Below are 24,010 nucleotides of genomic sequence, written 5' to 3'. Positions count from 1 at the left end.
ACGCATCTCTATCGAATGTACGTAAGCCTTCGCGGGCAAGCGCGCTCCTTCAATGATCTGTGCCAGGCGCTGGATGTCCGGCGCATGCAAGTTCGGTAGGAGCGAGGCTTGTCTCGCGATCTGGCGCCTAGCGGCAGCAAATTGGCCAATGCGGTGTGCCTGATGGAACAGTGCCGTCTAGTTGACTCTGGTTCCCGGCAGATCGCAGGACAAGCCGCGCTCCTAAACCCTGCGGCCAGACAAAACACCAGAGTTCAGGCATACCCCGCCCCGCTTCTGCCGAAGGCGTAGGAGCGCGCTTGCCCGCGAACGCTTTGGTACACCCGACGCATCTCTATCGAATGTACGTAAGCCTTCGCGGGCAAGCGCGCTCCTACAATGATCTGTGCCAGGCGCTGGATGTCCGGCGCATGCAAGTTCGGTAGGAACGAGGCTTGTCCCGCGATCTGGCGCGTAGCGGCAGCAAACTGGCCAATGCTGTGTACCCGATGGAACAGTGCCGTCTGGTTGACTGCCGGTTCCCGGCAGATCGCGGGACAAGCCGCGCTCCTACGCCATCAGGCCATAATCAAACACCAGAGTTCAGGCCTACCCCGCCCTGCTTCTGCCGAAGGCGTAGGAGCGCGCTTGCCCGCGAAAGCGTTGGTACACCCGACGCATCTATATCGGCTGTACCCCAGTCTTCGCGGGCAAGCGCGCTCCTACAAAGGCGGTGGTGCTGCGGGATATGCGTCTGGTTTCGAGGCGTAGGCGCTTTGCTTGAGTCACCGCGCTGAACCACAGCCCGCTACGGCATTACCCTGCCTTTACCCAGATGCTTGGCTTTATACATCCAGCGGTCGGCTTCGCGCATGAGTTCGTCAGGGGCCTTGCCCGAGCCGGGTTCGTACATGGAAAAGCCGATGCTGGCGTTGCTGCGAATGACATCGTCCTTGATCGTGAGGGGCTGTGCGATCGCGGCGAGGAGTTTATGAGCCACCTCGCGGGCTTCTTCCACGCCCGGCGTGATGCCTTCCAGAATCACGATGAATTCATCACCGGCCAGCCGAACCAGGCTGTCGGTCCTTCGAATGCAGTTCTGTAAACGTGTGGAAATAGCGCGCAGCAGATCATCACCGGCATCGTGCCCATAACTGTCGTTGATGGCTTTGAACCCATCCAAGTCAATGAACATCAACGCCATTTGCAATCTGGAGCGGTCAGCCCGGGCCTGAGCGATGGGCAACAGCGCATCCAGCGCGCGACGATTGTGCAGGCCGGTCAGCGAATCATGCCGGGCCTCCTGCTCAAGCTCTTTGCGCGCTTGAATGTTCTGAATGATCGAGATGAAATATTCCAGCCCGCCCGCCTCCGAGAGCTTCTTCGTGACGCTTAGATTGACCCAGACAGCGCAGCCGCTTTTGCGTAGGTAACGCTTTTCCATCTGGTAGCTGTTGATTTGACCAACACTCAGCTGATGCAGCATCTCAAGATCACTGTCCAGATCGTCGGGGTGAGTGATGTCCTGAAACGTCAGATCTCTCAGCTCTTCAGACGCGTAGCCGAGGATGTCACACAGTGCGGCGTTGACGCTGATCCAGCCACCGTCCGGCGCGACCAGTGCAATGCCCACCGAGGCCAGCTCGAACATCGAGCGATAGCCTGCCTCGCTGGCCTGGAACATCGCTTCGGAGCGACTCTTCTGAAACCGCGCCAGCATCAGGTTTTCCCGCAACTGCATTTCACGGCTGACGATTTCGGCCAAATCGTGAAGGATGCCGAGCTCGTCAGGGGTGAGAGTTCTGGGACGCGCATCGATGGCGCAAAGCGTGCCTACTGCAAAGCCGGCGCTGGTGCGTATCGGCACGCCAGCATAAAAGCGGACATGGGGATCGCCGGTGACCAACTGATTGTCGCGGAACCGCGCGTCTTCGATGGCATCGGGCACCACAAGCTCGGTGGCTTCAAGAATGGCGTGGGCACAGAACGCGACCTCCCGGGGCAGCTCGACCGCTTCAAGCCCCACGCGGGACTTGAACCACTGGCGGTCCTGATCCACCAGCGATATCAGCGCGATCGGCACGTTCAGCACTTGCGCAACCAGACGCGTGATCCGGTCCAGCGCGATCTCGGGTGGCGTGTCGAGTACTTCGAGAAGATGCAGCGCTTCAAGTCGCTGTTGCTCGAATGAGGGAGTTGCCGACTTCATATAACGGCCGATCCTTGGAAGACTGCCTGAAGTCTATACCGGCCCTATTGAATCCGCACCCGAAGCGACGTGTAAATAACCGAGCTGGCCGCCGCGATTGATCAACCTGCCGATGAAGAGAATCTGTCACCCCTTGTCATAAAAATGTGCTGCTTGCTGTGATCCCATCAGCGCATCTCACCCGATGCCGCTCGATAACAGGAAGTCATCCATGTTGCAGCTCTCCCGACTGATGCTGGCCGCAGGCCTTGGCATCGCGCTCAATCTATCCATGATCGCCACGGCAGGCGCAGCGTCCGAGGTTACCGGCGCCGGCTCCACGTTCATTTATCCGGTGCTGTACAAGTGGGCCACCGACTACAACCAGAAGACCCAGATCAAGGTTAACTACCAGTACATCGGCTCTGGCGCAGGCATTGCGTTGATTAAGGAAGGTGCCGTGGATTTCGGCGCGACTGACCGCCCGATGAGCTCGGCAGACATTCAAACGTTCGGCCTCCAGCAGTTCCCTTCGGTGATCGGCGGCATTGTTCCTGTCATCAATGTCGCCTCGGTCAAACCGGGCACCCTGAAATTCACGGGCCCGGTGCTGGCCGACATCTACCTGGGCAAGATCAGCAAATGGAATGATCCGGCCCTCGCCGCCCTGAACCCGGGCGTGACATTGCCTGACGCGAAAATCAGCGTCGCGTATCGCTCGGATGATTCCGGCACTACGTTCAATTGGGTCAGTTATCTGGCGAAGGTCAGCCCGCAATGGAAGAGTCAGCTCGGCGCTGGGTCTTCGGTCAAGTGGCCGGTGGGCATGGGCAGCAAAGGCAGCGAAGGCGTGGCGACGTACGTGAAGCAGGTGCCGAACTCGATCGGCTACGTCGAGTACGCCTACGTCAAACAGCAGAAGTTAAATTATGGGCTGTTGCAGAACGCTGCCGGCACGTTCGTCACGCCGAGCACTGAGAGCTTTCAGGCGGCAGCCGCTACGGCAGACTGGAAGAGCGCGAAGGATTTTGACCTGTCGATGCTAGACGCGCCGGGGGAAAACGCTTACCCGATTACCGCCGCGACGTTCATCGTGATGTACAAGCAGCCCAAAGACGCGGACCGGCAGAAGACCGTTCAGGATTTCTTTCGCTGGACGCTGGAGAGCGGGCAGGAACACGCACGCTCGCTGGATTTCGCCCCGATCCCGGATGACCTGAAGAATCAGATCGAGGCATACTGGGCGAACACTGCCAAGGTTCAGTAAATGCCAGAAACGAAAAAAGCGTCCCGAAGGACGCTTTTTTGTAGCTTCAGCGCGAGTGGCGCTTCGGCGGTATTTTCTGCCCGGATACAGCTGAGGCGAAAATGGTCGGGGTAAGGGGATTCGAACTCCTGACATCCTGCTCCCAAAGCAGGCGCGCTACCGGACTGCGCTATACCCCGGTGAAACATGAAAAAACCCTAAGGCGTTTCCAGAGCGGGTGACGCGAATGGCGTCACTCCCTAAGATCCAACCCGATGAAGCCAGGTCAAAAATGGTGGGTCGTGTGGGATTCGAACCTACGACCAATTGGTTAAAAGCCAACTGCTCTACCAACTGAGCTAACGACCCAAATAATGGTCGGGGTAAGGGGATTCGAACTCCTGACATCCTGCTCCCAAAGCAGGCGCGCTACCGGACTGCGCTATACCCCGACGGTACTACCTCTTGAAATTGGCTCCGTGACCAGGACTCGAACCTGGGACCCAATGATTAACAGTCATTTGCTCTACCGACTGAGCTATCACGGAACGATCTTTTCAAATCTATCAATTTCAGATGCAGCGTTTGACGCGCTTCAATACAACAAATTCAGTAAATCTTCACCAGATGAATCTGGCACTTACCTCACTGAACCTACCGCATTTTCAGCCTCTTCGACCTGTTTGCATCGCTGCGTTCACGTCTCTGAGGCGCGCTATTCTACATTTCCAGAAACACCTGTCAACCCTCTAAATTGCTTTCAAGACAATGATTTGCGAATTTTTTGCGGATCACCCTTAACCCCCCGAAAATCCTGCGGTTCAGTGAATAAATCGCCGCGCATAAAAAAGGGCCCTCACCTGGAGAGCCCTTTGCGCCTCCATACAGAAGCGCGGGATCAGCCGAAGACGATCTCGTCGTCCTGCACCGTGCCTCTGATGCTGGTGCCTGGCATGAAGCCACCCGACAGGATCAACTGAGCCAGCGGGTTTTCGATCCAGCGCTGGATCGCTCGTTTAAGCGGCCGTGCGCCGTACACAGGGTCGTAGCCGACGGCGATCAGCTTGTCCATCGCCTCGCTGGAAAGCTCCAGACCCAGATCGCGCTCCGCCAGACGCTGGCGCAGACGGCCCAGCTGGATCTCGGTGATGCCTGCGATCTGATCGCGGGCCAGCGGTTCGAAGATCACCACTTCGTCCACCCGGTTGATGAACTCCGGACGGAAGTGCGTAGTGAGCGCGTCCATGACCGCCGCGCGCTGCCCTTCCCGATCGCCCACCAGCTCCTGGATGCGAGCCGAGCCCAGGTTGGAGGTCATGACGATCACGGTGTTACGGAAATCAACCGTACGCCCGTGGCTGTCGGTCAGACGCCCGTCCTCAAGCACTTGCAGCAAGACGTTGAAGACGTCCGGGTGCGCTTTCTCGACTTCGTCCAGCAGGATGACCGAGTAAGGCTTGCGGCGAACCGCTTCGGTCAGATAACCGCCTTCTTCGTACCCGACATACCCCGGTGGTGCGCCGATCAGTCGAGCCACGGAATGTTTCTCCATGAACTCGGACATGTCGATCCGCACCATGGCCTCTTCGGTGTCGAACAGGAATTCCGCCAGCGCCTTGCACAGCTCGGTCTTACCCACACCGGTTGGGCCGAGGAACATGAACGAGCCGCTCGGACGATTAGGGTCCGACAGCCCGGCACGCGACCGGCGCACAGCATTGGCCACCGCGACGACCGCTTCGTTCTGGCCGATCACGCGCTGGTGCAGCAGCTCTTCCATCTTCAGCAGCTTGTCACGCTCGCCTTCAAGCATCTTCGACACCGGAATGCCGGTCCATTTGGACACGACTTCGGCAATTTCTTCCTCGGTCACCTTGCTGCGCAGCAACTGGTTTTCCGGCTTACCGTGCTGATCGACCATCTGCAGGCTGCGTTCCAGATCGGGAATGACCCCGTACTGCAATTCAGCCATGCGATTGAGGTCGCCCTTACGCCGCGCGGCTTCCAGCTCTTGGCGCGACTGCTCGATCTTCTGCTGAATCTGCGCAGAGCCGGTCACTTCCGCTTTTTCGGACGTCCAGATTTCTTCGAGGTCGGCATATTCCCGCTCAAGGCGCTGAATTTCTTCCTGGAGTTTTTCCAGGCGCTTGATTGCGGCCTCGTCGTCTTCTTTCTTCAGCGCCTGCGCTTCTACCTTCAGCTGGATCAGGCGACGTTCAAGGCGGTCGAGTACTTCCGGCTTCGAGTCGATCTCCATGCGGATGCGGCTGGCCGCTTCGTCGATCAGGTCGATCGCTTTGTCCGGGAGTTGCCGATCGGTGATGTACCGGTGGCTGAGCTTGGCGGCCGCGATGATCGCACCGTCAGTAATCGCCACCTTGTGGTGAACCTCATAGCGCTCTTTCAAGCCGCGCAGAATGGCGATGGTGTCTTCTTCGCTCGGCTCATCCACCAGCACTTTCTGGAAGCGACGCTCGAGAGCGGCGTCCTTCTCTATATATTGGCGGTACTCGTTGAGCGTCGTGGCGCCCACGCAATGCAGCTCGCCTCGGGCCAGCGCCGGCTTGAGCATGTTGCCGGCGTCCATCGAGCCTTCGGCCTTGCCGGCACCGACCATGGTGTGCAGCTCGTCGATGAACAGGATGATCTGCCCCTCCTGCTTCGACAGTTCATTGAGCAGGCCTTTCAGCCGTTCTTCGAACTCGCCACGGAATTTGGCACCCGCGATCAGCGCGCCCATGTCCAGGGACAGCAGACGCTTGCCGCGCAGGCCATCCGGCACTTCGCCGTTGATGATGCGCTGGGCAAGGCCCTCGGCGATGGCGGTTTTACCCACGCCAGGCTCACCGATCAGCACCGGGTTGTTCTTGGTCCGGCGCTGCAGCACCTGAATGGTCCGACGGATCTCGTCGTCGCGGCCAATCACCGGGTCAAGCTTGCCTTCCTCGGCGCGCTTGGTCAGGTCAACGGTGTACTTGTCCAGCGCCTGGCGGGACTCTTCGGCGTTCGGGTCGTTGACGGCATCGCCGCCACGCAGGTTGCTGATGGCGTTTTCCAGCGCTTTCTTGCTGACGCCCTGACCCAGCAGCAGCTTGCCGAGTTTGCTGTTTTCGTCCATGGCTGCGAGCAGCACCAGCTCGCTGGAGATGAACTGATCACCCTTCTGCTGAGCCAGACGATCGGCCTGATTCAACAGGCGCGCCAGATCCTGGGACATGTTCACGTCGCCGGTGGGGTTCTGGATCTTCGGCAGCTGGTCGAGCTCTTTGGTCAGCGCGGTGCGCAGGCTGTTGATGTCGAAGCCCACCTGCAGCAGCAGAGGCTTGATCGAACCGCCCTGCTGCTCAAGCAGTGCCTGCATCAAGTGCGCGGGCTCAATGGCCGGGTGGTCAAGGCCCACCGCCAGTGATTGGGAATCTGATAGAGCGAGTTGTAATTTGCTGGTTAAACGGTCAATACGCATTCGTCACCTTCCTATATGGGCAGGCCGGAGCAATGAACACACCTAATAAAGAAAACCTGCCAGATGGTTCTAAGATGCGGACGATTAGGCAGGATTCAAGCGCTGACGGGTTGACGTGGATCAACATTAGCTTGAAGGAAGGGATTCGGGACGAATTAGTGCAGAAGCGCAACTGAGGCTATCGGGCTTCGATCCAGACAAGCGAAGCAAACCGTCCTGTACGTGCGCCACGACGATAGGAGAAGAAGCGCTCATCGTTGTAGGTCGAAAGGCCTCCGCCGTACACCGCCGTCACGCCGTAGGATGCCAGACGAGTGCGCGCCAACTGGTAGATGTCGGCCATGAATTTGCCGGCGTTGGCACTGGGTACAAACGCCTGGATCGCCTCGGGGTGCGTGTCCATAAAGGCTTCGCGCACTTCGGGACCGACTTCGAACGCCTGCGGCCCGATAGCAGGGCCGAGCCAGACAAGAATGTCGGACGGCGGATCGGCAAAGCTGTCCACAGTCGCCTCAAGCACACCCGCCGCCAGACCGCGCCAGCCCGCATGGGCAGCGGCGACCTGGGTGCCCGACTTATTGCAGAACAGTGCGGGCAAGCAATCGGCCGTCATGATGGTGCAGGCCAAGCCCGGTGTGTTGCTCCAGCTGGCATCAGCCTGAAGCACTTCTGCCGGCGCGGCCTCGACGATATCAATACCGTGAACCTGCTTCAGCCACGCAGGCTGAATGCGCAGGCGCGTGGTCAGTGCCGAACGGTTATGCGCAACGGCTGCCGGATCGTCGTCAACGTGATCGCCCAGATTGAAGCTGTCGAACGGCGCCACACTGACACCGCCAGCCCGCGTTGTGACGCACGCTTTGACACCCGCCGGCGCAGGCCAGTCGGGAGTCAGCCAGTCCGCCACGCGCTCAGTCATCCGATGAACGCTTCGCGGTCTTGCTTGAGCAGGGTCAGCAGCCAGACAAAGTCGTCCGGCAGCGGCGATTCCCAGCTCATTCGCTTACCGGTCGTCGGATGATCCAGTTCAAGGAAACGCGCATGCAGCGCCTGACGCGGGAAATGTTTCAGCGATTCGACCATGTTGACGTTGGCCGCAGGTGGAATCCGGAAGCGACCGCCGTAGGCAGGATCGCCGACCAGCGGGAAGTTGATGTGGGCCATGTGCACCCGAATCTGGTGGGTACGCCCGGTTTCCAGCTTGACCCGCACGTGGGTGTGCGAACGGAAACGCTCCAGAACCCGGTAATGGCTGACCGCAGGCTTGCCGCCTTCCATGACCGCCATGCGCTGACGCTGCTGGCCGTGACGACCGATCGGCGCGTTGATCTTGCCGCCGGCAGTCACCACGCCGATGACGATGCACTCATAGATGCGGCTGACGCTGCGGTTCTGCAGCTGGGTGACCAGCTGGGTCTGCGCCTGAATGGTCTTGGCGACCACCATCAGACCGGTGGTGTCTTTGTCCAGACGGTGCACGATGCCGGCACGCGGGACATTGATGATGTCCGGCACATGGTGCAGCAAGGCATTGAGCAGGGTGCCGTCGGCGTGACCTGCTGCCGGATGCACAACCAGGCCGGACGGCTTGTTGATCACCAGGATCTGGTCGTCTTCGTAGACGATGTCGAGCTCGATGTCCTGCGCGATCCACTCGCCCTGGGCTTCCTGCTCGGCTTTGAGGAGCAGAACGGCGCCGCCATGCACGATGTCACGCGGGCGCAAAACGCCTCCGTCCACAGTCAGGCGGCCGTCTTTGATCCAGGCGGAAAGGCGCGAGCGCGAGTGCTCTGCGAATAGTTGGGCGGCGACTTGGTCGAGGCGTTGACCGCCCAATTCGGACGGCACCTCTGCGCGGAGTTCTATGATCTCAGACATGCTCAAACTAGGAGGTGGCACTGGCCTTTGGTTTCGGCTGTGCGCTTGTGGTTAAATACGGCGTCTTTTGTCCCGGGGGTTCCACGGGGCGCCCATCATAACAGGACGGTCCTGCGCAAGACAGCAGGCCGTTATAGGGACGCAAGCCGCCATGCAAGTGAAACACCTGCTGCTGATAGCCATCCTCGGACTTACTGTTGCCTGTTCTTCGAAGAAAGAAGTCATCGACGAAAACCTCAGTGAAGTCGAGCTGTACCAGCAGGCGCAGGCCGATCTGGACAACAACAGCTATAACAGCGCCACCGAGAAGCTCAAGGCGCTGGAGTCGCGTTATCCGTTCGGTCGCTACGCTGACCAGGCGCAACTCGAGCTGATCTACGCCAACTACAAGAATGGCGAGCCCGAAGCTGCCAAGTCGGCGGCCGAGCGTTTCATTCGGCTGCATCCGCAACACCCGAACGTCGACTACGCCTACTACCTCAAGGGCCTGACCTCGTTCGACCAGGACGTCGGCATCATCGCCCGCTTCCTGCCACTGGATCAGACCAAGCGTGACCCGGGCGCCGCTCGCGATTCGTACAACGAGTTCGCCCAGCTGACCAGCCGCTACCCGAACAGCCGCTACGCCCCTGACGCCAAGCAGCGCATGATTTACCTGCGCAACCTGCTGGCGGCCTACGAGATTCACGTTGCCGACTACTACCTGACCCGTCAGGCCTACGTGGCAGCGGCCAACCGTGGTCGCTACGTGGTCGAAAACTTCCAGGAAACCCCATCGGTCGGTGACGGCCTGGCGGTCATGGTCGAGGCTTATCAGCGCCTGCACCTGGACGACCTGGCTGACACCAGCCTGCAAGTCCTGAAGACCAACTACCCGGATCACCCGCAACTGGTCGACGGCAAGTTCGAAGCGCGCACGGCCGAAGCCGACAACCGCTCGTGGCTGTCCAAGGCGACGCTGGGCCTGATCGAAAGCCGTCCGCCGCTGCCGCCAGGACAAACCCGCGCCAACCAGGACGTGATCAAGCAATATCAGGACGCCAAGGAAGCCATCCCTGCCGACCTGTTGCCTGAGAACCAGTCGGCTGACGAAGAGAAGAAAAACAGTGACGACGACGGCACGCCGAAAAGCCGCTCGATCTTCAGCTACATGACCTTTGGCCTGTTCGACTGATTCAGTCCCCGCCAAATGTCAGCTAAAAGAGGCCCTTCGGGGCCTTTTTTAATGCCTGACCGTTTTCCGACAGCATACGGCGATGGAGATGACTGTGCGGCCGACACCCGCTTGGCTACACTGCGCGCTCTTCACTTCATAAGCTGACAGACATGATTCGCTTGATTATGTGGATCGCCCTGATCGCGGCGGCCATCTGGTTTTTCAAACGCTTGGTGAAAGGCCCTGCCCCACGCCCGAAACCCGCAACGCCGGAACTCGACGCCGCGCCCATGGTGCGTTGCGCGCAATGTGGCGTGCATGTCCTCCGCGATCGCGCGCTAAGCCAGGACCAGCGATGGTACTGCACCGAAGCGCACCGTTTGCAGGGCCCCGCTGCACGTGACCGCTGACAGCCTTTCGCTGACGACGCCTCAGGCCCAGCGCATATTGCGGCTGTATCACCTGTACCGTCTGAGCATTGGTGTGCTGCTGGTGCTGCTGATCTCCAGCAGCCTGGATGCCGAACTGCTGGAGCTGGCCGATATCGAGCTGTTCCGCATCGGCTGCTGGCTGTATCTGGTGTTCAACATCCTTGTCGTGGTGCTGCTCGAACGCCCGAGCCGCCAGGGGCAACTGTTCTCCCTGGCCATGGCTGACACGCTGATGCTGGCGGCGCTGTTCTACGCCGGGGGCGGTGCACCGAGCGGCATTGGTAACCTGATCATTGCCTCGGTGGCGATCAGCAATGTGTTGCTGCGCAAGCGAACCGGGCTGCTGATTGCCGCGCTGTCAGCCATCGGCATCATCTATCTGACCTTCTACATCAGCTATCACAAGCCTTCAGCGGCTAATCATTTCGTACAGGCCGGCTCGCTGGGCGCTCTGTGCTTCGCGGCGGCACTGCTGGTACAGGCCCTCGCACGACGACTTCAGCTCAGCGAAGACATCGCCGAACGTCGCGCTGCTGACGTCGACAACCTTGAAGAGCTCAATGCGCTGATCCTGCAACGCATGCGGACCGGCATCCTGGTGCTCGACGAGGATCACAAAGTGCTGCTCGCCAACCAGAGCGCGCTGAACCTCTTGGGGCACGAGCGCTTGCTGGGCGAAATCGTCGACGCGTATTCGCCGCAACTGGTAGAGCGCCTGGGTCAGTGGACAACCAATCCATCGATGGCACCGCGCGCCATCACCACTTCGGCCGTCGGTCCGGTGCTGCGTCCGGGTTTCATCGCACTGACGCGAGGCAGTCATCGCCACACGCTGGTTTTTCTCGACGACCTTTCCCAGATTTCCCAACAGGCCCAGCAGCTCAAACTCGCTGCCTTGGGCAGACTGACCGCCGGTATCGCCCACGAGATCCGCAACCCGCTGGGCGCCATCAGTCATGCCGCCCAGCTGCTGCTGGAATCCGAGGAACTGACCGCTCCGGACCGGCGTCTCAGTCAGATCATTCACGATCAATCGCGGCGGATGAATCTGGTGATCGAGAACGTTCTGCAGTTGTCTCGTCGACGTCAGACCGAACCCCATCTGCTGGATCTCAAGCAGTGGCTTGAGGCGTTCGTCCGGAACCTGCGCGACGAGCTGACCGCTAATCAGGCCGTGCATCTGGACATCGGCCCCGGCGTGCTCAGTACGCAGATGGACGCCGAGCAGTTGCAGCAAGTGATGAGCAATCTGCTGCAAAACGGGTTGCGCTACAGCGGCCAGCGGCACGAACAGGCGCAAGTCTGGCTCAGGTTGTTTCAAGCACCGTTCAGTGAGCTGCCGACGCTGGAGGTCATCGACGACGGGCCGGGCGTTGCCGAAGAGCATCTTCCGAAAATCTTCGAACCCTTCTTCACCACCGAAAGCAAAGGAACCGGCTTGGGCCTGTACCTGTCGCGCGAGTTGTGCGAAAGCAATCAGGCGAGCCTCAACTACATTCCACGGGAAGGTGGCGGAAGCTGCATGCGAATTACCTTCGCCCATCCGTTCAAGCTGAGCTGAACATGAGCCAACGGCAAAAGATCCTGATCGTCGACGATGAGCCGGACATTCGTGAGTTGCTGGAAATCACGCTTGGACGGATGAAACTGGACACCCGCAGCGCGCGAAACGTCAAGGAAGCCCAAGAGTGGCTGGCGCGCGAGGCGTTTGACCTGTGCTTGACCGACATGCGCCTGCCAGATGGCAATGGCCTGGAACTGGTGCAGCACATTCAGAAGCGCCACAACCAGGTGCCGGTGGCGATGATCACCGCCCACGGCAGCCTCGACACGGCGATCCATGCCCTGAAAGCCGGCGCGTTCGACTTCCTGACCAAGCCGGTCGACCTGACGCGGTTGCGTGAGTTGGTGACCAGTGCCTTGCGCCTGCGCCTAGCGCCTGCCGAAGACAACCGCATCGACCATCGCCTGCTGGGCAGCTCTCCGCCGATGCAGTCGCTACGCAAGCAGATCGCCAAACTGGCGCGAAGCCAGGCGCCAATCTACATCAGCGGCGAATCAGGCAGCGGCAAGGAACTGGTGGCCCGGCTTATTCATGAGCAAGGCCCGCGCGCCGAGCAGCCGTTCGTGCCGGTCAACTGTGGCGCGATCCCGTCAGAGCTGATGGAAAGTGAATTCTTCGGACATCGCAAAGGCAGCTTCACCGGCGCCCACGAAGACAAGCCCGGGCTGTTTCAGGTCGCCAACGGCGGGACGCTGTTTCTCGATGAAGTGGCTGACCTGCCGCTGGCGATGCAGGTGAAACTGCTCCGCGCGATCCAGGAAAAATCCGTCCGCGCGATTGGCGGCCAGCAGGAGCAAGTAGTGGATGTTCGCGTGCTGTGCGCCACCCACAAGGACCTCAATCAGGAAGTGGCCGCCGGGCGTTTCCGTCAGGATTTGTACTACCGGCTGAACGTCATCGAGCTGCGAGTACCGCCCCTGCGCGAACGCCGCGAGGATATCGAAGAGATCGCCAACAGCGTGCTGCGCCGCCTGGCGGAATCCGCTGGCGAACCAGCCACCGTCCTCCCTCCCCACGCGCTGGCGGCCCTCAAGGGCTATCGCTTTCCCGGCAACGTGCGCGAGCTGGAAAACATGCTTGAGCGGGCCTACACGCTGTGCGAAGACGACCAGATCAACACCGCCGATCTGCGCCTGGCCGAGCCGTCACGCCCCGCCGAGGAGGACGGCCCGAGCCTTGCCAACATCGATAACCTGGAAGACTATCTGGAAAGCATTGAGCGCAAGCTCATCCTGCAGGCGCTGGAGGAAACCCGCTGGAATCGCACGGCGGCAGCGCAGCGTTTGAATTTGACGTTCAGGTCGATGCGTTATCGGTTGAAGAAGCTTGGGCTGGAGTGACGGGTTCCGCGGCGCTGGACAGGTCCCAAAAAGGGACCGATCGTTCCCTTTTTGGGACCTGTTATCCGGCTGAACCCCTCAAGCGTTAAACCTTCCAGCAGGCGCATACGGCGCCTCATCGATAATCGGCTCATCCCCCACCAGCAAATCCGTCAGCAACTGACACGAGGCCGGCGCCAGTACCAGGCCGTTGCGGTAGTGGCCGCAGTTGAGCCACAAGCCTTGATGATTCGGCACAGGGCCGATGAAAGGGATGCCGTCCGGCGAGCCCGGCCGCAGCCCTGCCCAGTGTCCCACCACCTGTGCGTCAGCCAGAGCGGGAATCAATTCCACCGCCGAGGCTTTCAGGCTTTCCAGAGCATTTTCGGTGGGTGTCTTATCAAACCCTTCGTGCTCGAGCGTGCTGCCGATGAGGATATGCCCGTCGCGCCGGGGAATCGCGTAACGACCCTTGGCGAGGATCATGCTCGGCAGAAAGTCGGCATCGCACTTGTAGAGAATCATCTGCCCTTTGACCGGCTCAACGGGCAGCGCCAGCCCCAGTTTGCCGAGCAGATCGCCGCTCCATGCCCCTGCCGCCAGCACCACGCTGTCGCCGAGCACATCGCCCTCGTCTGTCGTGACACCCAGTACGCGATCACCCTCGCGCAGGAAGTCGATGACCTGGCAGTGCTCTCGAATGACCACATTGGGCAACGCCAATAACGCAGCCTTCAGCGACTTGACCAGACGCGGGTTGCGGACGTTGGCGACGTCGGCCATGTGCACTGCACGTGAGTAGCCACCGCCCATGACGGGGACGGCGTCGTACACCGAAGAAATATCCACCGATGTCAGCGGACGATTCAGACGCGATGCCCATTCGAGCGCCTCTGCTTCGTCGTCTAGATCCAGCCAGTAAAGGCCGGTCTTGTGGACTTGCGGATCGATGCCGGTCATTGCCAGCAAGCGCTCGGCGAGCTGTGGGTAAAAATCCTGCGACCAGTGCGAGAGTGCCGTAACGGCCGGGCTGTAACGCCATGGGTAAAGTGGCGACACAATGCCGCCGCCAGCCCATGAGGATTCCTGGCCGACTTCCGAGCGGTCGAGCAGCGTTACGCTTCGGACTTTGGAGGCAAGGTTGAAGGCGGTCAGGAGGCCGATGACGCCGCCGCCGATGATGACTATGTCTTGATTTAGCACAGCGGCCACGGCTTGTTCATCTGCATGGATTCAACGGCCCCAACAGTCTTTGTTCGACAGCCCGGTGGAGTTAGTGCGGATGCCGGTATTGAAGATAGTGAAGATGCCGCACTTGTCGCCGTTCATCATGGAGGCGGGAATGGGTGTTGCCGTCAAGGTAAAGGTTGTTGCGTCGGATACTAACGCAACTTTGTACCAGTCGTTGGAGACTGGCACCGTCGCGTCTTTATAGCTACCGGTCTTTGTGAAGTAACGCTCCAGCACCTGGCTTTGCTCCATCAGGATTCCGGCTATTTCGGTCCGGTGAGTGCGCCGCACGTACTCGGTATAACTGGGGTAAGCGATCGCCGCCAGAATGCCGACGATGGCGACCACGATCATCAGCTCTATAAGCGTGAATCCCTTCGTTTTACTGCCCATCATTTTTTCTTTCCTCATCTGATCTGTCGCCACATGATGCGTCGGTTTGACACCCCGCCCAAATCAGTGATGGTTTGAGGGGTACCTAAACCGCCCAAAGGAATTGCTTGATTGCCGTTCTCTTTATCAAGCGTAACGGCTGCGTTAGGCACGCCACCGCTTATCAGGATACCGCTTGAATTAGCGTCAGCGCTGTTGACCTGCCCATCACCGTTTGTATCCAGAACCGGATAGCTAAGCATCCGCCCGCTTAATGCATCAAGTTCAGCATATCTACCCGATCCAGAGCTTGAACATGGATCACCTGTGTCGACGATAGCCGTGGTAAATCGAACCCGGCCGAACGCGAGTGTCGCCGGATAGATGACACGCTCCCCCGTCGCGACGGTGTTATAGATCAACGGAAGGTAGAAGCCTTTCTTGGCTGCATAATTCACATCATTTTGGGTAGTGGTAAAAAACTGCCCAGAAGCTCCGCTTGAGACCCCATTTATAGCCTGCGCTACAAGGTCGCTTTCGCGATAGTTGGCACCCGTCCCGTCATTGTCCCAGACCGCATAAAACGCTTGAGTCGCGGTCGTGGTCTTGTCCGCGGTTTCGAGCAATTTGCCCGTGCCAAAATAAACCATCTTGCCGCCGTTCGGATTATTTCCCACGACCGGCTGAGCAGTGATCGGCTGATTCGCCCCTCCTGAGGCAGTGAACAGTGGACTTCCACCCAGCCCTACTTTCCAGGTGGATGAGGTTTGCCCCGTGAAGTCAAACTTCCACATCTGACCCTTCAAATCACCGCCATAAGCGTACTGAACAACACTCTGTGCATTGACGCGTAACTTGACTGAAGACAATCCATTGTTGCCTGAGGTATCGACGGCGATCTCTCTTATCAGAGCCCCATTGCTGACATCAACTACAAAGAGTGACGCCACGCCATTGGTGCTGCCATAGCCATTAGAGATGAATGCTGCCCATCGGCCGTCTGGCAGTTGAGCCACCTCCGGTTTGGCATACGCGTACCCCATGTTGGCAAAACCTGTGCTAACGCTGCTGATGTCCCAAAGCGCTTTAACCGTATTAGAAGCACCGGCATTAAACAGCTGCAGCGCATAAAATCCCTTGCCACCGGAGCCCGTCCCCCCGATGGCTAGAGTTTTCCAGGACGAAGCAAACTGGACATCTACGATGGAAATTTGCCCATCCACCAAAAATTTGTGAGATACGCCGTTGATGTAGTTAGGGTCAGCGACGTAATGCAGGTTCGCGAGAACGGTGGATGGCATGTACCCATAAAGCCTGTTACCCGTCGACGGGTCGATCACGTTGACCAACCCATCATTGGCGTTGACCACGAGGGAGGGACTCATTGAGTTTGATTTGATATCCAAATACGTGGAATAGCTATTATCAGAGGCAGGGTCCGACGCTGGGTTGTCCGTAGGTGAGGCGTACGTCAAGGGCGAGTTGATCACATCACCGAGCAACACCGTACGCGTTTTCAATCCTGTCTTGTTCGTCCCTTTACTCCATTGCACTAAATCCAGCCCAGAAATCCCAAGCGGCAGATTGGCGTTGAGCACGGTCTGTTGGGGCAATGAAAAGCTTGGAAAGGACAACGGAATAACGGCATTGGTCAGGGAGTTCCAGGACTCGTAAGTAGCTGTAATGCCCGGAATGATTTGTTTGTCGGTGGACCAGATAGGCGATGCGGTGTTTACGGTTCCATCAGCCAAAATTGCCGAAGCCTTGATTGTGCCCCGCCAGTCAGTCGGATCGTATTGGGTCTGGAAATAAACCGATGAGCTCGACAGTGTGGGTGAATTCGACGCTACACCTCCCCCGGTTCCTGCACGGGAGGTGATGTCATTCAGGGCTGCTGACAAGGCCGTATTCAAACCCGCACTGTCAGTCGCTTGATAGTAGATACCCTTTCCGTAAACCGCTGCGTCGGAAAGCATGGCATTAGCGGCTGTGAATCCAACTGTGTAGGTAAACATGTTCTGCTTGGGGAAATCGGTGGCATCCCACCCCTTATTGGCGGCATCGGTCCCGCCCGTTCGCATATCGATGTCGTAGGCGAATTTCGCGATATCGTCCAGGTAAAGGGTGTCACCCTCTCCATCGCCATTGAGGTTATCACCATCGTTATTCTTGCCGTCCCAGTTGGGAAGGCTTGCACCACCTAGCGGATCATTAGTGGGGAAAGTTCGATCATAAGTCGGCAGCCCGTCGGTGATAACGACGCCATAGTTGCGCTGACACCGGTACTGAATGGGGCTCGTGTAGGTGGTAGGCGTGGTGTTGTAATAAGGCGCCATGCCACGAAAATAGCGGGTCACTTCGTAATACGTTTCAGCCAGTGGCGTATTCGCGATTGCTGCGAGGCCGTTGATAGAAGAAATCAGTGCGTTGTAGTTGGTGGTGGCTTGGCTGGACGTTGTGGAAGTGGTCTGTGATAAGTCGCTAATCGCTCTGGCGATATTGCCGCCGGGCCCAGGGTTACCGGTCGTTGGGGGATTGAAGGTAGCTAAGCCTATTCGCAGATTTCGGTTGCTGGCGACTAGCGCCGCGGACACCGTCCGAGCGACGTTGATTCGGTAATCGTTGGGGACCGTTCCATCTGTGTAGTCTTTTCTGGATGCAGACGTCGCAGAAATCAAATAGCTGATATAAGCGGTGGTGTACCGGGTATTCCCGTTTCCCACGGGGTCGGGCAGTTTAAGGCAAACGACGCTGCCGGTTGAGGCTTTATAAAAGCCATCGTACCCAAAAGCACATCCCCCAGCGCGCAGATTTCCTACAAAAAAGTTGGTGTCAGTCATGTCCAGGGCATTGATGAAGAGGCAGTTAGAGTCCGAGCTGCAGTTGTACACTTGCACCGGATCCGCATTGGGATCAAACCCTGAAGCCCAAATGATGCTGTTCATACTCCCGGAGTCATCCACCAGCAGCATGACGTTCGGCGTCACCGACCCCACGGTTAACAAGGGAGAATCAGACGGCACAAATGCGGCGAAAGCGGTGGCCGAGCCATAAAGGCCAAGCAGTGCGCCCATCATCAGCTTGCACAGATAAAGCCTTGCCCTGCGGCACCACTCAACGTTTGGCATAAATACTTTCCACTACAGTTCGTGAGTTACCAGAGATGCCAACGCCTGTGATGCGATAAAGCGTCCACGACTTACTTTCATCCCACCCCACAGAATTGATGTTAACCGGGTCCTTGGTTGTGGCGATTTTCTGGACAGCCCACAAACCTCCCGTCGTGCCTGTCGTCGCGAACCAGGTCACTCCCGAGGTACTGTTGGCACCCGGTCCCGTTACGCTTGTAGCTTCCGGAGGTGGAGCACATTTTATGCATGTCGCCAGCTTGTAATTAGTGGCCTGAACTGCAGACTCCCCCATACGCGCAGCCGCCTCCGCAATCTGAAAAGACTCGTTGCGGAACTTGACGCTGCCGGACATCTTTTCCTGAAGCGTAGCGTTCTGCATTGATGAAATCCCGATCAACGTCAGCAGCAACAGAAACACCAGACTGACGATAAGCGCCATTCCGCGCTCGCGGGCCCGGGTACGTTGTACACCTCTGTGTCTGGTTACATTCAAGATGGCAACACCTAGTAGAGACGGTTACGTAAAGCGGTCATAACGCTGAACTTCTGGTTTTTAACTCGACCTGTTGCGTCCTGCAGTTCCAGGGTCAGCCTGACGCTGCGCACCGTAGCCATGCTGGCGGGCGTCGCGGTGTACGCTGTAACCGTTGTGTCCGACGCCGTATTGGCAGTACCAAACATCACCGAGAAGTCATTCACGTTATTGACGATGACAGCCCCCCCAAGAAGTAACTGCTTATTCGCAAACTGGTAGACGAGTTGGCGTATTGGAAATGCTAATTCGGTGGCGGCAGGGATGGCCGTTCCGGTCCGAGCGGTCGCTCCTGACTTGCAATCGGAGACAACGGTCCAGGTCGGAACACCACCATTATTTCCCACGTCGGCTGTTACCAGCGTCAATTTCGACGTTGCGTTATCCCACCGAACTGGCGTCATTTGCGCAGCGGCGAAGTCACTGTTGGCGCTTGAGTCTTTGACCGTCGCCAGACAGCCAAACATTCCGACCATGCGTATTTCCTGAGCCATCTTGGTGAGGATGAAACGTGCATCCTCTTGCATGACCGCCGAGGCGTTCTGTGACAGATAGGTGTTCTTGGCTGAAATGAAAATCTGAATAACACCCGCCACTATAAGCAAACCCAATAGCAGCGAGATCATGATCTCGATCAGGCCGAAGCCCCTGGCGCGGTGCTTCATTGCGTCACCTTCGCGTCTATCGCCACACGACTCTTCACAGTAAAGGTCTGCAAGGGAGTTGCCGGGTTGGCGGCCCGGGCATCACTCCAGGTCACCGTAATGGTGACCAGCCTCTTATACGTCGGATCCACCGTAATGGTCCCATCGCCCGTGACGGGGTCGAGAGTTTGGATATTGGTCTTGAAGTCGTAGAGATCCTGCGTGCGCGGAACACTCAAATTGGGACCAGAGGCCACATCCGCCAAGGATGCCAGACTATAGTCAGCATCAGGATTGGCACGGATCCGATCCATCATGTCGTACGCAATAAAGCTGGCCTGACTGCTGAGCCTTGAACTGTCGGTGTACTTCAACGCATTCAACTGGAGTGCCGCCGCGCCCAGAAGCCCAATCGCCAGAACAAGCAGGGCGACCAATACTTCAATGAGCGTCGTGCCTTGTTGCCTGGAATCCATAATAGCGTTCATCAGCAACCGCCCAATACGATACGGCCGCTCAGGCATATGTTGATCACTCGGGTAATGGTACCGCGTGTGTAGGTAACGCTGACGGCAGCGGCCGCCGTCGGCACCGGGGCGGCCAAACCGCCCAAGTTGTTGAAGTCAATCGCTGTAGGATTTCCGCTCACTGTAAGCACCGATGCAGAGTCCATCGCTGGCAAAACTCGCAGAATGGGAATCGGCGCCGTTGCCGCAGGATCAATGGCACTCAGCTGAGTATTCCAGGCGGTGCCCGCCACCGATGGTGTTACACGGATGACAGTGCCGCTATTTATAGCCTGTTGGCGGGCGTAATTAAGGAAACGCTGAAAGTCGCTGACCTCCGTATCTGCCTTGGTGTTTTGGATCGCCGTGCTGAAACTCGGAACGGCGATCGCGGCGAGGATGCCGACCAATGTGATGGTCACCAGCAACTCGACCAGCGTAAAACCCCGACACCCTTTAGCCATTTAATCTCTCCTTAATGGAGAAACTATATAGCAACCGGTTGTTTCAATATTTACCGGGGGGATGTGTGGCTGTTTTCGACGGACGAACGCCCTGACCCGCGGCGCCTTAGCCGACCTAAGTCACTTCAGCGCCCCCAACACCCCGACACACTGGCAGCCCCCGACATCCCGAGATTGTCGCGCTTGCCAGTGTTTTCCAGCACAAAACTCCCACACGCATCGCCTCCCATCATCCCCCCGTCAATCGGCGACGCGGTCAGCGTGAACGTCCGCTCCTTGCGCTCTGCCCCTATCCGATAAACCCCATTCCCAACCGACACCACATGACTAAACGCCGGCGGCCCGCTGACGTCCGAGTATTGCCCTGCCCTCGAGTGAAACCGCTCCAGTTTCTGCGCCTCTTCAACCAGCACCCCAGCAATCTCCGAGCGGCGGGTTTTCCGGGTGTATTCGTTGTATTGCGGATACGCGACGGCGGCGAGAATCGCGACGATGGCGACGGCAATCAGCAGTTCGATCAGGGTGAAGCCCGCGGTTTGTCTATTCATTGCCGCTGCCGCCACATCACGCGGCGCTCCTGGGTGTGGATGCTTTCGAGCACGGTGCGTGATTCGCCCTCAATGCCAACAGCGGTCACGCGGTACAAACTCCAGAGCTGACCGTCTCCGCCACCTGCTGGTTGATCAGTTTTGCCGACATGCTGAATACCGTAGAAGCCACCGCGTGTTGCGACCCAACTCACACCCGAGTCCCCGCCCGTTCCGCTACTGGAAAGTGTCAGCGCTTCAGGTGGAGGCAAACATCTCGCTGGCGACGGACAGGGCGGCAGGGAAAAACCCGGCGCTACGATTCTCGCTTCCGCAATGCGCAGCGCTGTCTCGGCAGACTGAAACGATGCATCGCGTAGCTTGAGCGTGCCGGCCACTTTTTCCTGGAGCGTGGCGTTCTGCATCGATGATGTGGCCAACAGGGTCAGCAACAACAGGAACACCAAACTAACGATCAACACGGCCCCACGTTGTGCATTCACGTTCATGCGCTCACCCCAGTCGATTACGGATGGCGGCGACAACATCAATGGTCTGTTCATGGGCTCGGTCTGCGGGGTCGAACAGGGTCAGAGTCAATCGCACACTGCGGATCAGCGAGGGCTCGGCAGTGGCGTCATATCGGGCGATTGACCGGTCACTGGTCGAGCCGGCAACGCCGAACAGCACGCTGAACGCGCGCACGTTACTGACCAGAGGCTGGCCGTTCAGCGAAAGTTCATTGCGCGCCTTGTTGAAGCGATAGACCTGCCGGTGAACTGGCAACGCTGTTTCATCCGCGGCAAGTCGGGGCGCTCGGCCGTTGGAGTAAGCGGTGGCGGATGACACGCAGTCGGTGTGAATGACCCAGGTCGACCAGCCGCCACCCTCCCCGGTTCCGGCCGTGGCGAGACTCAATGTCTGCGAGCTGGCGTCCCAGTGGATCGGCTCCTCAAACGCCTTGGAGAAGCCAGTGCCGACACTGGCGTCGTCGACTTTCCCCAAACAGCCGAACATTCCTACCAACTGCACTTCCTGGACCATTTTGCTGAGCACAAATCGCGCGTCCTCCTGCAGGCTGGCGGACGATGTCTGACTGGCATAGCTGCTCTTCGAACTGATGAATATCTGCGCCAAGGCCAGCGACATCACCAATCCCAGCACCAGCGCCAGCATCACTTCGACGAGGCCAAAGCCCTTCTCCAGACTCTTCATGGTCGTGGCCCCCACTTGGCGGAGACATCTGCGGTCAACGTCAGCGTTTGCTTCTGTGCGGCATTCTGGCTGGCACGGGAATCGTCCCACTTCAATGTGAGGGTCACGCTCGATCCCGCTACCGCAATTGATGCCTCGGCGTCGTCACCGACGGCGCGCTTCAACTGTGTAGCGAAGTCGTACAAGTCTTGCTGTCGAGGGACGGCGAGACTGCCGGACGTTGGCGCCTGACTCAGCGAAGCCAGCGCGTAACTGCTTCGAGAGTTGGCACGGATGCGCTCGAAAAGATCATGGGCGATGAAGCTGACGTGCAGGCTGCGCATCGAGCTGTCGGTGTACTTCAGCGCGTTGAGCTGCAGCATCGCCACACCCAAAATGCCAACGCTGAAGATCAAAAGCGCGACCATCACTTCGATCAGTGTCATGCCTGATTGCATCGCCTTCCCTGCCATCGCCCACCTCTGCCGTCCGCTTTGCAGCCAACAGTGAAGACGATGCGCGGCAGTTTGCCCGGAGGATGTGTAACGGCGCCTTGCGGACATACCGGCTGACAATCGACCCGGTTGTCAGCGCGGCTGAGGGGGTGTTTCCTTGGGCGCCGCACTCAACGGAAGACGCTCGTGAAACAGCAAGGATTGACGCTGATTGAACTGCTGGCTGGGTTGGTGATTGTCGCCATCATCGCGACCCTGGCGATCCCCGCCTTCGGCCAATTGATCGACTCACAGCGACGTCAGGACACCGCTCAGCAACTGGCCAGCGGGCTGCGCATGGCTCGCACAGAGGCGATTCTGCGCAGTCAGCCGGTGGTGATGCAGGCGCTGGAAAATGACTGGAGCCGAGGCTGGAATGTGTTCGTCGACAGCAACCGCAACCAGTTCAAGGACGAGGGTGAGCTGTCGCTCGCCGAGTTCGCCAGCCACCGCAACGTCAGGGTCGTCGGCAACACCAAGGTGGCCGTGCGCATTGGTTTCGATAACACGGGGCGGCTGCTGAACAACGCCAACGGGACACTGGCGGTGTGCCTCAAAGACGCACCCGCCAGTCGCTATCAGTTGGCGATTGCGGTGACCGGCAGGGTCACGCTGCGATCCGAAGGATTCGGCAGCGAGCCCTGTGCATGATGCGGTGACAGGATGACCGGATTACAGCAGCGACTTGACGCGCAATTCCTTGGGCATCGAGAAGGTGATGTTTTCCTCGCGCCCGGCCAACTCGTCTTCGCCGGTAGCTCCCCAGGCGTGCAGCTGCTGGATCACGCCACGCACCAGCACTTCAGGCGCCGAAGCGCCGGCGGTAATGCCGATGCGTCCAACGCCGTCGAACCAGCTACGCTGCATGTCTTCGGCGCCATCGATCAGATAGGCCGGGGTCGACATGCGTTCAGCCAGTTCACGCAGGCGATTGGAGTTGGAGCTGTTCGGGCTGCCGACCACCAGCACCACGTCACACTCATCGGCCAATACCTTGACCGCGTCCTGGCGGTTTTGGGTGGCGTAACAGATGTCGTCCTTGCGCGGGCCACCAATGGCCGGGAATCGTGTGCGCAAGGCGTCGATGACACGGCTGGTATCGTCCATCGACAGCGTGGTCTGGGTCACGAAAGCCAGGTTCTCGGGATTGCTCACCTGGAGATTGGCGACGTCCGCTTCGTCTTCGACCAGATAGATCGCGCCACCATTACTGGCATCGTACTGCCCCATTGTGCCCTCGACCTCAGGGTGGCCGGCATGACCAATCAGGATGCACTCGCGGCCGTCACGGCTATAGCGCGCGACCTCGATATGCACTTTGGTCACCAGCGGACACGTGGCGTCGAACACCTTCAGACCACGGCCTGCCGCCTCGGTACGCACCGCCTGCGACACGCCGTGGGCACTGAAGATCACGATGACGTCGTCCGGCACCTGATCAAGTTCTTCGACGAAGATCGCGCCACGGCTGCGCAGGTCTTCGACGACGAATTTGTTATGAACCACTTCATGGCGCACGTAGATCGGCGGGCCAAACACTTCCAGCGCGCGATTGACGATTTCGATCGCACGGTCCACCCCGGCACAGAAGCCACGTGGGTTGGCGAGTTTGATTTGCATGATGTGCCTCGTGTCTACGCGCAATGAAACATATAAACGAAAAGGCCCCGAACAGTGCCGGGGCCAAGCGCT

Annotated in this window: 22 protein-coding genes and 4 tRNA genes; 6 read left to right on the top strand and 20 right to left on the bottom strand. The window is 58.7% G+C overall.

Annotated features, from left to right (window positions below):
- Positions 1-787: 787 nt before the first annotated feature.
- A complete protein-coding gene (locus tag ACYAR8_RS17015; RefSeq protein WP_463580491.1) occupies positions 788-2,188 on the bottom strand; it encodes a diguanylate cyclase domain-containing protein in 1,401 nt (466 codons plus the stop codon).
- Between the two features lie 211 nt (positions 2,189-2,399).
- Here ACYAR8_RS17015 and pstS point away from each other — a divergent pair, with 211 nt between their 5' ends.
- A complete protein-coding gene (gene pstS / locus ACYAR8_RS17010) occupies positions 2,400-3,434 on the top strand; it encodes a phosphate ABC transporter substrate-binding protein PstS (RefSeq protein WP_463580490.1) in 1,035 nt (344 codons plus the stop codon).
- Between the two features lie 102 nt (positions 3,435-3,536).
- Here pstS and ACYAR8_RS17005 read toward each other — a convergent pair.
- The 7 genes from ACYAR8_RS17005 to rluD form a co-directional block, all read right to left on the bottom strand.
- A tRNA-Pro gene (locus ACYAR8_RS17005) sits at positions 3,537-3,613 on the bottom strand.
- 93 nt (positions 3,614-3,706) lie between these two features.
- Positions 3,707-3,782 (bottom strand) — tRNA-Lys (locus ACYAR8_RS17000).
- A gap of 6 nt (positions 3,783-3,788) precedes the next feature.
- Positions 3,789-3,865 (bottom strand) — tRNA-Pro (locus tag ACYAR8_RS16995).
- 20 nt (positions 3,866-3,885) lie between these two features.
- A tRNA-Asn gene (locus ACYAR8_RS16990) sits at positions 3,886-3,961 on the bottom strand.
- Positions 3,962-4,311: 350 nt separating this feature from the next.
- Positions 4,312-6,876: an ATP-dependent chaperone ClpB gene (gene clpB, locus ACYAR8_RS16985; RefSeq protein WP_074890543.1), complete on the bottom strand. Its 2,565-nt coding sequence runs from the start codon at positions 6,874-6,876 to the stop codon at positions 4,312-4,314.
- A gap of 178 nt (positions 6,877-7,054) precedes the next feature.
- Positions 7,055-7,795 carry a peptidoglycan editing factor PgeF gene (gene pgeF, locus ACYAR8_RS16980; protein WP_463580489.1) on the bottom strand — a complete coding sequence of 247 codons (741 nt, stop codon included), beginning with the start codon at positions 7,793-7,795 and terminating at the stop codon, positions 7,055-7,057.
- The gene (rluD, locus tag ACYAR8_RS16975) at positions 7,792-8,754 is read right to left on the bottom strand and encodes a 23S rRNA pseudouridine(1911/1915/1917) synthase RluD (protein ID WP_074890541.1); all 963 of its coding nucleotides are present in this window, start codon (positions 8,752-8,754) and stop codon (positions 7,792-7,794) included. The genes pgeF and rluD overlap by 4 nt, the downstream gene beginning before the upstream one ends.
- A gap of 151 nt (positions 8,755-8,905) precedes the next feature.
- Between rluD and ACYAR8_RS16970 the strand changes: the two genes are divergently transcribed.
- The 4 genes from ACYAR8_RS16970 (at position 8,906) to ACYAR8_RS16955 (ending at position 13,245) form a co-directional block, all read left to right on the top strand.
- Positions 8,906-9,928, top strand: a complete 1,023-nt coding sequence (locus tag ACYAR8_RS16970; RefSeq protein WP_108118973.1) for an outer membrane protein assembly factor BamD — start codon at positions 8,906-8,908, stop codon at positions 9,926-9,928.
- Positions 9,929-10,080: 152 nt separating this feature from the next.
- Positions 10,081-10,320, top strand: coding sequence for a PP0621 family protein (locus ACYAR8_RS16965; protein ID WP_074890538.1), 240 nt, complete (start codon positions 10,081-10,083; stop codon positions 10,318-10,320).
- A complete protein-coding gene (locus tag ACYAR8_RS16960) occupies positions 10,310-11,902 on the top strand; it encodes a sensor histidine kinase (RefSeq protein WP_074890537.1) in 1,593 nt (530 codons plus the stop codon). The genes ACYAR8_RS16965 and ACYAR8_RS16960 overlap by 11 nt, the downstream gene beginning before the upstream one ends.
- A gap of 2 nt (positions 11,903-11,904) precedes the next feature.
- Positions 11,905-13,245, top strand: a complete 1,341-nt coding sequence (locus ACYAR8_RS16955) for a sigma-54-dependent transcriptional regulator (RefSeq protein WP_463580488.1) — start codon at positions 11,905-11,907, stop codon at positions 13,243-13,245.
- 78 nt (positions 13,246-13,323) lie between these two features.
- Here the strand turns inward: ACYAR8_RS16955 and thiO are convergent, their stop codons facing one another.
- The 11 genes from thiO to pilV (ACYAR8_RS16900) form a co-directional block, all read right to left on the bottom strand.
- A complete protein-coding gene (gene thiO / locus ACYAR8_RS16950; RefSeq protein ID WP_463580493.1) occupies positions 13,324-14,427 on the bottom strand; it encodes a glycine oxidase ThiO in 1,104 nt (367 codons plus the stop codon).
- Between the two features lie 30 nt (positions 14,428-14,457).
- Positions 14,458-14,847: a type IV pilin protein gene (locus ACYAR8_RS16945; protein WP_463580492.1), complete on the bottom strand. Its 390-nt coding sequence runs from the start codon at positions 14,845-14,847 to the stop codon at positions 14,458-14,460.
- Positions 14,848-14,861: 14 nt separating this feature from the next.
- A complete protein-coding gene (locus tag ACYAR8_RS16940) occupies positions 14,862-17,954 on the bottom strand; it encodes a pilus assembly protein (RefSeq protein WP_463580487.1) in 3,093 nt (1,030 codons plus the stop codon).
- Positions 17,941-18,396 carry a pilus assembly PilX family protein gene (locus tag ACYAR8_RS16935; RefSeq protein ID WP_463580486.1) on the bottom strand — a complete coding sequence of 152 codons (456 nt, stop codon included), beginning with the start codon at positions 18,394-18,396 and terminating at the stop codon, positions 17,941-17,943. Before ACYAR8_RS16935 ends, ACYAR8_RS16940 begins: the two co-directional genes overlap by 14 nt.
- A gap of 65 nt (positions 18,397-18,461) precedes the next feature.
- Positions 18,462-19,154, bottom strand: a complete 693-nt coding sequence (locus ACYAR8_RS16930; protein WP_192133144.1) for a PilW family protein — start codon at positions 19,152-19,154, stop codon at positions 18,462-18,464.
- Entirely contained in the window at positions 19,151-19,621 is a 471-nt protein-coding gene (gene pilV, locus ACYAR8_RS16925) for a type IV pilus modification protein PilV (RefSeq protein WP_463580485.1), read from the bottom strand. Before pilV (ACYAR8_RS16925) ends, ACYAR8_RS16930 begins: the two co-directional genes overlap by 4 nt.
- The gene (locus tag ACYAR8_RS16920; RefSeq protein WP_463580484.1) at positions 19,621-20,103 is read right to left on the bottom strand and encodes a GspH/FimT family pseudopilin; all 483 of its coding nucleotides are present in this window, start codon (positions 20,101-20,103) and stop codon (positions 19,621-19,623) included. Before ACYAR8_RS16920 ends, pilV (ACYAR8_RS16925) begins: the two co-directional genes overlap by 1 nt.
- Before the next feature lie 125 nt (positions 20,104-20,228).
- Entirely contained in the window at positions 20,229-20,651 is a 423-nt protein-coding gene (locus ACYAR8_RS16915; protein WP_463580483.1) for a type IV pilin protein, read from the bottom strand.
- On the bottom strand, positions 20,648-21,139 hold the full coding sequence (locus ACYAR8_RS16910; RefSeq protein ID WP_463580482.1) for a pilus assembly PilX family protein: 492 nt from the start codon (positions 21,137-21,139) through the stop codon (positions 20,648-20,650). The genes ACYAR8_RS16915 and ACYAR8_RS16910 overlap by 4 nt, the downstream gene beginning before the upstream one ends.
- 4 nt (positions 21,140-21,143) lie before the next feature.
- Entirely contained in the window at positions 21,144-21,845 is a 702-nt protein-coding gene (locus tag ACYAR8_RS16905) for a PilW family protein (RefSeq protein ID WP_463580481.1), read from the bottom strand.
- Positions 21,842-22,282, bottom strand: coding sequence for a type IV pilus modification protein PilV (gene pilV / locus ACYAR8_RS16900; RefSeq protein ID WP_463580480.1), 441 nt, complete (start codon positions 22,280-22,282; stop codon positions 21,842-21,844). The genes ACYAR8_RS16905 and pilV (ACYAR8_RS16900) overlap by 4 nt, the downstream gene beginning before the upstream one ends.
- A 183-nt stretch (positions 22,283-22,465) precedes the next feature.
- On the opposite strand from pilV (ACYAR8_RS16900), the gene ACYAR8_RS16895 reads away from it, so the two are divergent.
- Positions 22,466-22,969 (top strand): GspH/FimT family pseudopilin, encoded by a 504-nt coding sequence (locus ACYAR8_RS16895; RefSeq protein ID WP_463580479.1) that lies wholly within the window; start codon positions 22,466-22,468, stop codon positions 22,967-22,969.
- 21 nt (positions 22,970-22,990) lie between these two features.
- On the opposite strand, the gene ispH is transcribed toward ACYAR8_RS16895, so the two are convergent.
- Positions 22,991-23,938 carry a 4-hydroxy-3-methylbut-2-enyl diphosphate reductase gene (ispH, locus tag ACYAR8_RS16890; RefSeq protein WP_065987671.1) on the bottom strand — a complete coding sequence of 316 codons (948 nt, stop codon included), beginning with the start codon at positions 23,936-23,938 and terminating at the stop codon, positions 22,991-22,993.
- Positions 23,939-24,010 lie beyond the last annotated feature (72 nt).

The organism is Pseudomonas sp. HP_01, assembly GCF_055284355.1.
Note: the sequence above shows the minus strand (reverse complement) of the source record. Positions and strands in the feature narration are given on the sequence as shown.